The organism is Desulfomicrobium baculatum DSM 4028 (assembly GCF_000023225.1).
GTDB classification, from domain to species: Bacteria; Desulfobacterota; Desulfovibrionia; order Desulfovibrionales; family Desulfomicrobiaceae; genus Desulfomicrobium; species Desulfomicrobium baculatum.
In genome coordinates this window covers 3632851-3644390 of the sequence record NC_013173.1, presented here as the reverse complement: position 1 = coordinate 3644390, position 11540 = coordinate 3632851, and the positions used below count along the sequence as shown (strand labels likewise).

Below are 11540 nucleotides of genomic sequence, written 5' to 3'. Positions count from 1 at the left end.
GGAAAACAAAATTCCTCGTCTCCGCTTACGACCGAGCAGCACGTCCGGCCTCTGACAGCGCAGCGACTGCAGACATCTGGGTGAATAATGGATGTATCGTTCATATTTATTTGGGAAAAAATGTGTTTGAAAAGAAGCGTCCGCTTTTTCAGGAACGTGAAAACTTGACCCGGCCCTGACCCAGCACGTCGTGCATATGCACCATGCCTGCCAAGGTCTGGTCCGGAGCGACCACGGGCAGCACCGTGATGGCCCTGGACTCCATGATGTCAAGGACTTCGGCGGCTTTTTGCCCGGGAGTGGCGTGCAGAGGGGAGGCGGTCATGACGGAGTCCACCACGGCGTCCAGGGCCAGCCGACCCGCGCAGACGAGGCGGCGCACATCGCCGTCGGTCAAAAGGCCCAGCAGATGCCCTCCGCCGTCCACCACGCACACGCAGCCCAGGCCCCCGGCGTTGAGCACATCCAGGGCCTGTCCCAGAGATGCCCCGCTGGGCACCACGGGCAGAGGGGAGAAGCGCATCAGCTCTTCGACCCTCTTGGTCAGACGCTGACCCAGGGCGCCTCCGGGGTGGAACCGGCGAAAATCATCCAGGGCAAAGGATTTCCAATCAATGAGGCAGACCGCCAGGGCGTCTCCCACGGCCAGGGTGGCCGTAGTGCTGGCCGTGGGGGCGAGCCCGTGCGGGCAGGCCTCGCAAGGCACGGACGTGTCGATGACCACGTCGGAAAGCCGGGCCATGGTCGAATGGATTCCGCCTGTCAAGGAGATGACATGCCCGGCCAGGCTCTTCAGGCTGGGCAGGATGTTGTTGAGTTCGTCGGTCTCGCCGGAATTGGAGATGGCCACGATGACGTCTTCGTGGCGGATCATGCCCAGGTCGCCGTGGGCTCCTTCCACCGGATGCAGGAAAAAGGACGGAGTGCCCGTGCTGCTGAGCGTCGCCGCGATCTTGCGCCCGACCAGGCCGGACTTGCCCAGACCCGTGATCACCACCCGGCCCGAGCATCCGGCCATGACCTCAAGGGCGCGCACAAAAGAGTCGCCCAAGCGGTCACGAACGGCGGCGAGGCCCTGGGCCTCGATGTCGAGCACCTCGCGGGCCTTGGCCAGCCAGTCTGTCTGCGAATCGGCCACCGTCATCTAGCAGCACTCCAGGGACAGCTTGCCCACCCCTTCGTCGGGCAGCACGGGGTAGGCCCCGTTGAAGCAGGCCAGGCAGAAGTTCTCGGGCCCGCGCACGGCCTTCAGAAGACCGCCGATGGTGATGTAGTGCAGACTGTCCAGGCCCAGGTAGCGCCCGATGTCGGCCACGGAATGGTTGGCCGCGATGAGCTCGCCCTTGGAGGAAAAGTCGATGCCGTAGTAACAGGGGTAGCGGATGGGCGGACAGCTCACGCGCATGTGAATCTCCTTGGCACCCAGTTCGCGCAGCTGCTTGACGCGGGTGCGGATGGTCGTACCGCGCACGATGGAGTCCTCGACGATGACCACGCGCTTGCCCTTGATCATGGACTTGACCGGGTTGAGCTTCACGCGCACGGAAAAGTCCCGCATGCCCTGGGTCGGCTGGATGAAGGTCCGGCCCACGTAGTGGTTGCGGATCATGCAGGCCTCGAACGGCAGGCCCGACTCCTGGGCGTAGCCCACGGCCGCGTACACGCCCGAATCGGGAAAGGGCATGACGAAATCGGCGTCGCACGGGCATTCCTGGGCCAGGATCTTGCCCATGCTCTTGCGCGCGTTGTAGACTTCCTGGTCAAAGACCAGGGAATCGGGACGGGCGAAATAGATGAGCTCAAAAATGCAGGAGCTCTGTTTTTCGGCGGGCTCCATGAAGCGGTGCGACATCATCCGCCCGTCTTCGATGACCAGCATCTCGCCCGGGTCCAGGCAGCGCAGGTATTCGGCCTCCAGCAGATCGAAGGCACAGGTCTCGGAGGCCAGCACGTAGGCGTCCCCGACCCGGCCGAGGGACAGGGGCCGAAAACCCCACGGGTCGCGCACGGCGATGAGCTTCTGATTGACCATGAAGAGCAGGCTGTAGGAGCCCTGAATGCGGCTGCAGGCTTTGGCGATGGCCTCCTCGGGGGTGCCGCCGTTCATGTACTTGGCCACCAGATGCATGATGACTTCGCTGTCCATGGTGGTCTGGAAGATGGTGCCCTGATTTTCCAGCTCTTCGCGCAGGCTGATGGTGTTGACCAGGTTGCCGTTGTGGGCCAGGGCCAGGTTCATGCCCTTGTAGGTGACCTTGAAGGGCTGGGCGTTGCGGATCAGCGAGGCTCCGGTGGTGGAGTAGCGGATGTGACCCATGGCCACGCTGCCCTTGAGCTGATGCCCCAAATGGCGCTCCTCGAACACGTCGGCCACCAGCCCCATGCCGCGCTGTTCGCGAATGGTCTGGCCGTCCCAGGTGATGATGCCGGCGCTCTCCTGCCCGCGATGCTGGAGGGCGTAAAGACCGAAATAGGTCATGCGCGCCGCTTCCGGGTGCCCATAAATTCCAAATAATCCGCAAGCTTCCTTTTTCATATTGGTTCACGTTCCGTGTAGGTGTTCTTGAATGCGCAAAAGCCCAGGGCCGCGAATGGCCCTGAGCTTTGCACCAAAATCCCTGATCTCCGGTGTCCGGAGGTTAGAAATCCCGGCCAGATTCCTTGTAATATTCCTGCAGGCATTTCACATCGAGCCCGGAGGTGCTGCGCTCCTTGATGGCCATGGCCAGAGCCTTGGCCGCGGCCAGATTGGTCGTGTAGGGCAGGCCGTACATGACCGTGGTCCGTCTGAGCTCCGAGGAGTCCTCCTTGGTGCGCTTGCCTGAAGACGTATTGATGACCAGCTGAATGTCCCCGTTCTTGATATGATCGATAACGTTGGGGCGTCCTTCGTAGACCTTGTTGACCACCTGGCAGTCGACTCCGTGGCCGGCCAGAAATGCGGCCGTGCCTCGGGTGGACATGATGGTGAAGCCAAGCTTCTGAAAGGTCTTGGCCGGAACGATGATCCCGCTCTTGTCGTGGTCGTTGACGGAGATGAACACGCACCCGGAAGCGGGCAGAAACTGTCCGGCGGCAAGCTGGGCCTTCATGAAGGCCAGGCCGAAAGACGGGTCGATACCCATGACTTCGCCGGTGGAGCGCATTTCCGGCCCGAGCAGCGCGTCCACGCCGGGGAAGCGGTTGAAGGGCAGCACCGCCTCCTTGACCGCATAATACCCGCCCTTGCGCATATCCCAGGGTTTCAAATCCGCGAGTTTCTCGCCCATCATGACCCGCGTGGCCAGCTTGGCCAGGGGCACGCCCGTGGCCTTGGAGACAAAGGGCGAGGTGCGCGAGGCGCGGGGGTTCACTTCAAGAATGTAAATCTGCTCATCTTTGAGGGCGAACTGGATGTTCATGAGGCCGACCACGCCGAGCTCACTGGCCAGGGCCTTGGTCTGGCGCTCGATCTCCTGGACCCACATCTTGCCCAGGGTGTGCGGGGGCAACACGCAGGCGGAGTCTCCGGAGTGGATGCCCGCCTCCTCGATGTGCTCCATGATCCCGGCCACATAGGTGTCTTCGCCGTCGCTCACTGCGTCAACGTCGATCTCGATGGCGTTCTCCAGGAACTTGTCGATGAGGATGGGGTGGTCCGGGACCACGGTGACGTGCTTCTCAAAATAGGTGCGCAGGTCCTTTTCATCATAGACGATGTCCATGGCCCGGCCGCCCAGCACGTAGGAGGGCCGCACCACCACCGGGTACCCGATGCGCGCGGCCACGATCACGGCCTCTTCGATGCTCATGGACGTGCCATTGTTGGGCTGCAGCAGGTCGAGCTTTTTCAGGAGGGCCTGGAAACGCTCGCGGTCTTCGGCGCGATCGATGGAGTCCGGCGAGGTGCCGAGGATCGGCACGCCTTCGCGCAGAAGGGGCACGGCCAGATTGAGCGGAGTCTGCCCGCCGAACTGGACGATGACGCCCTCGGGCTTTTCCTGCTCGATGATGGCCAGCACGTCCTCGCGGGTCAGGGGCTCGAAATAGAGGCGGTCCGAGGTGTCGTAGTCGGTGGAGACGGTCTCGGGGTTGGAGTTGACCATGATGGATTCGATGCCCATTTCGCGCAGGGCGTAGGAGGCATGCACGCAGCAATAGTCGAACTCGATGCCCTGTCCGATGCGGTTGGGACCGCCGCCAAGGATGACCACCTTGCGCTTGTCCGAGACCCGGGCCTCGTTTTCCGTCTCGTAGGTCGAGTAATAATAGGGGGTGTAGGCCTCGAACTCGGCCGCGCAGGTGTCGACCAGCTTGTAGGACGGGATGATGCCCGCCTCCTTGCGCATGGAACGGATGTCGCGCTCGCCGCGCTTCCAGATCGTGGCCAGCTGCCGGTCCGAAAAGCCCATGGCCTTGGCCTCGCGCAGGACGGTCACGAAATCCGGGTTGTCCACGGACAGGTTGCCCTGCAGGCCGACGTTCTTGAGCACGGCCTCAAAATCGACGATATCCTTGAACTGGCGGATGAACCAGGGATCGATGGCCGAAGCCTCGAATATCTCTTCCTCGGAGATTCCGGACAACAATGCGTCGCGCAGCTGATAGAGGCGACGGGAATTGGGCTTGCGCAGCCCGGCCAGAGTGTCCTCGATGTCGGGCAGTTGCCCGTCGAAGGTTTTGCCCAAACCGGGATAGCCGGTCTCCAGCGAGCGCAGGCCCTTCTGCAATGCTTCCTTGAAGGTCCGCCCGATGGCCATGGTCTCGCCCACGCTCTTCATGGCCGTGGTCAGAAAGTCTTCGGCACCGGGAAATTTCTCGAAGGTGAAACGCGGAATCTTGATGACCACGTAGTCGATGGTCGGCTCGAAGGCGGCCATGGTCTCGCGGGTGATGTCGTTCTGCAGTTCGTCCAGGGTGTAACCCACGGCCAGCTTGGCCGCGATCTTGGCAATAGGGAAACCCGTGGCCTTGGAGGCCAGGGCCGAGGAGCGCGACACGCGCGGGTTCATCTCGATGATCATCATGTCGCCGTTGGCCGGATTGTGGGCGAACTGCACGTTGGAGCCGCCGGTCTCCACGCCGATCTCGCGCATGATGGCCAGGGAGGCATCGCGCATCTTCTGGTACTCGTCGTCGGTCAGGGTCTGGGCCGGAGCCACGGTCACGGAGTCGCCGGTGTGCACGCCCATGGGGTCCAGATTTTCGATGGAGCAGATGATGACGCAGTTGTCCTTCTTGTCGCGCACGACTTCGAGCTCATACTCCTTCCAGCCCAAAAGCGACTCCTCCAGCATGACCTCGGAGGTCAGACTGGCGGCCAAGCCCTGCTGGGCGATGCGCTCCAGGTCTTCCTTGTTGTAGGCGACGCCGCCGCCGGTGCCGCCAAGGGTGTACGCCGGGCGGACAATGATGGGAAATTTGAGTTTCTCGCCCCACTCGCGGACGTCGTCCTGGGTGCGGGCGATGCCGCTTTTAGGAACCTTGAGGCCGATGTTTTCCATGGCCTTGCGGAAAAGCTGGCGGCTCTCGGCCTTTTTGATGCTCGGCAGGGATGCGCCGATCAGCTCCACGCCGTACTTCTCCAGGACCCCGTTCTCGGCCACGGCCACGGCCGTGTTCAGGCCGGTCTGGCCGCCAAGGGTCGGAAGAAGGGCGCAGGGGCGTTCCTTTTCAATGATGCGGGCCACGGTCTCGGGCTCGATGGGCTCGATATAGGTCCGGTCGGCCAGGTTCGGATCGGTCATGATCGTCGCCGGGTTGGAGTTGACCAGAATGACCTCGTAGCCCTCTTCCTTGAGGGCTTTCAAGGCCTGGGTCCCGGAATAATCGAACTCGCAAGCCTGTCCGATGACGATGGGACCAGAGCCGATAAGCATTATTTTTTTGAGATCTGTTCTCTTGGGCATGGATAAATGGGTGGGTTATATGTTGGGAAGCGCGTCAGGAGTGCAGGCGGCTTGGCAGCCGTCTTGCCCACACTAATGAGGCCCGGGTACATTAAACACAGTACACTCTAAGGTCAAACACTGGTTATACCCAACATTCGGGACCATCCATCACCCCCAAATTACAGAAAATCCACGGCCCGTCTGACTCCCGCCGCTCGACCCCTGCCGCGCATCGCAAATACGTGATACGCATTTTTCCGCCAAAAATTTGCGATCTCGATCTGAATTTTAGTGTTTTTCAATTTTTATTCTTTTCTTTGATGTTATTTGCGAATATTATTCAAGAATGATCACGCGCCCATCATCACTCCTTTCAGGCCAGAGACGTCTGGAGCAATGAGAGGCACCCGATTCTTCAATTATGGCAATCTTCATTGACGAAGATCTTATCAAGAATTATATTCCCAAACCAAGAGGCAATCAGCAATGTTAGACAGCACAGATATCGAGATCCTGAACATCCTTCAAGAAAATGGAAAGATCACCAACGCAGAACTGGCCCGCCAGATCGGCATGGCTCCATCCGGCGTGCTGGAGCGGGTGAAAAAGCTCGAACAGAAGGGCGTCATCGATAAATACGAGGTCCGACTGAACCCCAAGGCCTTGGGGATTTCCCTGTCCACCTTCATCCAGATCAAGACCGCCGACTCGGTCGGAAGTTCCGAGATAGGCAGGAAGTTGGCCGAAATCGACGAGGTGCAGGAAGTGCACTGGACCGCCGGCGAATACAACTATCTGGTCAAGGCCCGGGTCAGCAGCACGGAAACCCTGGCCCTGCTCATGAAGCAATTCGGTGAAATACCCGGAGTCCGAGACAGCCGGACCACTCTGGTGCTCGACACCCTAAAAGAAACCCAGGCCCTGTCCCTGCAGTTCATCGCGTGCAAAAACCCAAGAAAATCAGCAAAATAAACAGGTTCTAAAATCCAGGAGTCAAAAATGGACAGTTTGGTGTTGGACAAAAAGATCAGCGATCGCGGCAAAGAATTTTTTGCCAGCATCTCCGGCGAAGCCCCCTCCATTTTCAACAAGGGCTGGTGGACAGGCAAGGTCATGGACTGGTCCATGAAGAACGAGAATTTCAAGATTCAACTGTTCCGATTTGTGGATGTCCTGCCCTACCTGAACACTTCCGACTCCCTGACCCGGCACATTGACGAATACTTCGCCGGTGACGACCAGGATGTGCCCAAGGTTCTCAAGATGGGTGCCGGCGTCATGGGCACCGGCCTTGGCGGCAAGCTGGCCGCCGGACTCGTGGCCAAGGCCATCCGCTCCAACATCGAGGGCATGGCCAAGCAGTTCATCATCGGCGAAAACACCCCTGACGCCATGAAGAACCTCAAAAAAATCCGCAAGGACGGGTTCGCCTTCACCGTGGACATCCTTGGCGAGGCATCGGTCAGCGAGATCGAGTCCGAGGCCTACCTCAAGGAATACATGGAGCTGCTTGACGCGCTGAAAAAGGAACACGCCTCCTGGGCCGGCCTCGGCGGCAAGGACCTGGACTGGGGCCATGCGCCCAAGGTCAACATTTCCGTCAAACCCACGGCTCTTTTTTCCCAGGCATCGCCCAAGGACTTCGAGGGCTCGGTCCAGGGCATCGAGAAACGCCTGGCCGCCATCCTGCGCAAGGTCAAGGAAATGAACGGCTTCATGCGCATCGACATGGAGCAGTACAAATTCAAAGACATCACCCTGGAAGTATACCGCCGCCTGCGCTCAAGCGAGGAATTCCGCGATTACCCGCATCTGGGCATCGTGTTGCAGGCCTATCTGAAGGATACGGACCAGGACCTGGCCGACCTCTTGGCCTGGGCCAGAGCTGAAAAACTTCCCATCTCCGTCCGGCTGGTCAAGGGCGCGTACTGGGATTCCGAGACCGTCATTGCCAAGCAGAACGGCTGGGACATTCCGGTCTGGACCATCAAAGCCGAGAGCGACGCGGCCTATGAGCGCCAGGCAAAGATGATCCTGGAGAACCACGACATCTGCCACTTCGGTTGCGCCTCGCACAACATCCGCACCATCGCCGCGGTCATGGAGACGGCCAAGGCCTTGAACGTGCCCGATGAGCGCTACGAGTTCCAGGTCCTCTACGGCATGGCCGAACCCGTGCGCAAAGGCCTGCTCAAAGTGGCCAAACGCGTGCGCCTCTACGCCCCGTACGGCGATCTGCTGCCCGGCATGGCCTATCTGGTCCGGCGCCTGCTTGAAAACACGGCCAACGAGTCCTTTTTGCGCCAATCCTTTGCCGAAGAGGCCGAGGTGGAACGGCTGATGGAAAACCCGGCAGTGACCGTCGAGCGGGAAAAAGCCCAGCGTAAGCCCAAGGCCGAGGCCGAGGTCGCGGGCCTGGCCCGCTTCGAGAACGAACCCTTTGCCGATTTCACCCAGGAATCCGTGCGCCAGGCTTTCATGGATGCCGTCGCCGCAGTGCGCGCGCAGCTTGGCAAGGAATACCCGCTCGTCATCGGCGGTCAGGAAGTACGCACGGCCGACACGCTGCAGTCGGTCAACCCGGCCAATCCGAGCGAAATCATCGGCACCATCTGCCAGGCTTCCACCAAGGAAATCGATCTGGCCATCGAGGCAGCCAAGAAAGCGGCCCCGGCCTGGAAAGCGCTATCCCCGGAGGAACGGGCCGGATATCTGCTGAAAGCCGCCGAGATCGCGCGCAAGGAAATCTTCACCCTCTCCGCCTGGCAGACGCTCGAAGTGGGCAAGCAGTTCGACCAGGCCCAGGCGGATGTGGCCGAAGCCATTGATTTCATGGAATACTATGCTCGCGAGATGATCCGCTTCGGCAAGCCCCAGCGCATGGGCCGCGCCCCGGGCGAAATGAGCCAGCTCATATACCAGCCCAAAGGCATCGCCGCCGTCATCGCCCCCTGGAACTTCCCCCTGGCCATCAGCTGCGGCATGAGCTCGGCAGCCATCGTCGCCGGCAACCCCGTGCTTTACAAACCCGCCGGACCGTCCTCCGTGATCGGCTTCACCCTGTCAGAAATCTTCCGCAAGGCCGGGCTGCCTGCAGGCGTGTTCAATTATGTACCGGGCCGGGGCTCGGTCATGGGCGACTACCTGGTCGAACACCCCGACGTGGCCCTCATCGCCTTTACCGGATCCATGGAGGTCGGCCACCGCATCATAGGCAAAGCCTCCGTGGTTCATCCCGGCCAGAAGCAGATCAAAAAGGTCATCGCGGAGCTTGGCGGCAAGAACGCCATCATCATCGATGACGACGCGGATCTCGACGAGGCCATCAAGGAAGTCCTGCACTCGGCCTTTGCCTTCCAGGGACAGAAATGCTCGGCCTGCTCCCGGGTCATCGTGGTCGAGCCCATCTACGCCAAATTCATCGAACGTCTGGTGGAAGGCGCCAGGTCGCTGGCCATCGGGCCCGCCGAGGATCCGACCTACTTCATGGGACCGGTGGTGGACGACAAGGCCCAGCAGAACGTGCTCAAGTACATCGACATCGCCAAGAGCGAGGGCACGGTCCTGTACTCAAGCCCTGTCCCGGCCGGCGGTTATTACGCGCCCCTGACCATCGTCGAAGGCATCACCCCGGAGCACCGCATCGCCCAGGAGGAAGTCTTCGGTCCGGTCCTTTCGGTCATGAAGGTCAAAAACTTCGATCAGGCCATGGAGTGGGCCAACTCCACGCGCTACTCCCTGACCGGGGCCGTGTTCTCGCGCAGCCCCAAACACCTCGAAAAAGCCCGGGAGCAGTTCAACGTCGGCAACCTGTACCTGAACCGCGGTTCCACCGGCGCGCTGGTCGAGCGCCATCCCTTCGGCGGATTCAACATGTCCGGAGTGGGCTCCAAGGCAGGCGGTCCGGACTACCTGCTGCAGTTCATGGACCCCAGGCTGGTCTGCGAGAACACCATGCGCCGAGGCTTCGCGCCTATCGAAGAAGACGACGACTGGATCATCTAAAACCGCCCCTTCGCTTCGTTTTGCGGCCCGCAGAGACCCGTTCTCTGCGGGCCGCTTTCATTCTGCGCAGCCTCCTGCGCCAAACTCACCTGATCGATACTCTTTTAAATCGGTGCGGCGCCAGCATGTGCCCAGGCGGTCGAATCAAGGCGAAGCAGTCGAACATACGCAAAAAAACTTGCCCAACGGCCCTGTTTTAAATAAAATTCGAAATGCATGCACACAAATCGAACAATCACCGGAAAGACTCTTTCCCATGCGAGCACTTGTCTCTTTTTGGAAAAAAATTGATTTTCCAACACTTCTCATGTAGTCGAATTTTACAATTTTTACAAATTAATTCCTGCGTTATCTGTTCCATCCCTAGTTTTCTTAGCGTCCCTTTGAAGGGGTTATCCGGAATCTCCGGTTTCATATCTTACCTACAACCGGTTCGCAGCCTGCGAACCCAAGGGCTCTGCAACCTGAAGGAGGACTTCATGAAGAGAAAACTGTGTACACTTGGTTTCCTGACCCTGGCCCTCGTGGCGTTGACCCTGGGATCGGCCTGGGCCGAAACCATCCGCATCGGCCTCATGTGCCCCCTGACGGGCTCCTGGGCCAGCGAAGGTCAGGACATGAAACAGATTGTCGAACTGCTGGCCGCCGAAACCAACAAGGCCGGCGGGATCAATGGCAACCAGGTCGAAATCGTGGTTGAAGACGACGGCGGCGATCCGCGTCAGGCAGCCCTGGCCGCAACCCGTCTGACCACCAAGGAAATTTCCGCCGTTATCGGCACCTACGGATCATCCGTCACCGAAGCCTCCCAGAACATTTACGCCGAGTCCGGCATCCTGCAGGTCGCCACAGGCTCCACGGCCATTCGGCTGTCCGAAAAGGGCCTGCCCCTTTTCTTCCGCACCTGCCCCCGTGATGACGAGCAGGGCATGGTCGCCGCCAAAACCCTGGGCGACCTGGGTTTTGCCAAGATCGCCATCCTCCACGACAATACCTCCTACGCCAAGGGCCTGGCCGATGAAGCCAAGTCCCTGCTCGAGGCTCAAGGCAAGACCATCGCCTTCTACGACGCACTGACTCCCGGCGAACGCGACTACAACGCCATCCTGACCAAGCTCAAATCCGCAGCTCCCGACGTCATCTTCTTCACCGGCTACTATCCTGAAGCCGGCATGCTGCTGCGCCAGAAGATGGAAATGGGCTGGAACGTGCCCATGCTCGGCGGCGACGCCACCAACAATCCCGATCTGGTCAAGATTGCCGGCAACCAGGCCTCCGAGGGCTACATGTTCCTGAGCCCGCCCGTTCCCGCCGACCTCGACACCCCTGAAGCCAAGGCGTTCATCGATGCCTACAAGGCCGCCTACGGCAACGCGCCCGGTTCCGTTTGGGCCGTGCTGGCCGGCGACGCCTACCGCGTCATCGCCGAAGCCATCGCGCAGACCAAGGACACCTCCAGCGAAAAGCTGGCCGCCTATATGCAGAAGGAAATGAAAGACTTCTCCGGCCTGACCGGCAAGATCTCCTTCAATGAAAAGGGTGACCGCGTAGGCGACCTGTACCGCGTGTACAAGGTCGACGCCGCCGGCGCCTTTGTTCTGCAGCCATAAAAAGCAAGGGCTTCTCTTCAGGGAGGAGCCCTTTTTTTCAACATCTTGCCCCGAC

The 11540-nt window shown here is 60.2% G+C and carries 6 protein-coding genes; 3 read left to right on the top strand and 3 right to left on the bottom strand.

What is annotated here, in order from left to right:
• Nucleotides 1–148: 148 nt before the first annotated feature.
• The 3 genes from DBAC_RS16075 to carB form a co-directional block, all read right to left on the bottom strand.
• The gene (locus DBAC_RS16075) at nucleotides 149–1144 is read right to left on the bottom strand and encodes a KpsF/GutQ family sugar-phosphate isomerase (protein ID WP_015775377.1); all 996 of its coding nucleotides are present in this window, start codon (nucleotides 1142–1144) and stop codon (nucleotides 149–151) included.
• Nucleotides 1145–2536, bottom strand: a complete 1392-nt coding sequence (gene purF / locus DBAC_RS16070) for an amidophosphoribosyltransferase (RefSeq protein WP_015775376.1) — start codon at nucleotides 2534–2536, stop codon at nucleotides 1145–1147.
• Nucleotides 2537–2639: 103 nt separating this feature from the next.
• Nucleotides 2640–5888 (bottom strand): carbamoyl-phosphate synthase large subunit, encoded by a 3249-nt coding sequence (carB, locus tag DBAC_RS16065; protein WP_015775375.1) that lies wholly within the window; start codon nucleotides 5886–5888, stop codon nucleotides 2640–2642.
• A 468-nt stretch (nucleotides 5889–6356) separates the two neighbouring features.
• Between carB and DBAC_RS16060 the strand changes: the two genes are divergently transcribed.
• The 3 genes from DBAC_RS16060 (at nucleotide 6357) to DBAC_RS16050 (ending at nucleotide 11485) form a co-directional block, all read left to right on the top strand.
• A complete protein-coding gene (locus tag DBAC_RS16060) occupies nucleotides 6357–6842 on the top strand; it encodes an Lrp/AsnC family transcriptional regulator (RefSeq protein WP_015775374.1) in 486 nt (161 codons plus the stop codon).
• A gap of 27 nt (nucleotides 6843–6869) precedes the next feature.
• A complete protein-coding gene (gene pruA / locus DBAC_RS16055) occupies nucleotides 6870–9875 on the top strand; it encodes an L-glutamate gamma-semialdehyde dehydrogenase (RefSeq protein WP_015775373.1) in 3006 nt (1001 codons plus the stop codon).
• Nucleotides 9876–10354: 479 nt separating this feature from the next.
• Nucleotides 10355–11485 carry a branched-chain amino acid ABC transporter substrate-binding protein gene (locus DBAC_RS16050; protein ID WP_015775372.1) on the top strand — a complete coding sequence of 377 codons (1131 nt, stop codon included), beginning with the start codon at nucleotides 10355–10357 and terminating at the stop codon, nucleotides 11483–11485.
• Nucleotides 11486–11540: the final 55 nt, after the last annotated feature.

What these genes read in the sequence shown, in the direction of transcription:
- DBAC_RS16075 (WP_015775377.1), bottom strand. Translation starts at nt 1,144, where the DNA reads ATGACGGTGGCCGATTCGCAGACAGACTGGCTGGCCAAGGCCCGCGAG.
- purF (WP_015775376.1), bottom strand. Translation starts at nt 2,536, where the DNA reads ATGAAAAAGGAAGCTTGCGGATTATTTGGAATTTATGGGCACCCGGAA.
- carB (WP_015775375.1), bottom strand. Translation starts at nt 5,888, where the DNA reads ATGCCCAAGAGAACAGATCTCAAAAAAATAATGCTTATCGGCTCTGGT.
- DBAC_RS16060 (WP_015775374.1), top strand. Translation starts at nt 6,357, where the DNA reads ATGTTAGACAGCACAGATATCGAGATCCTGAACATCCTTCAAGAAAAT.
- pruA (WP_015775373.1), top strand. Translation starts at nt 6,870, where the DNA reads ATGGACAGTTTGGTGTTGGACAAAAAGATCAGCGATCGCGGCAAAGAA.
- DBAC_RS16050 (WP_015775372.1), top strand. Translation starts at nt 10,355, where the DNA reads ATGAAGAGAAAACTGTGTACACTTGGTTTCCTGACCCTGGCCCTCGTG.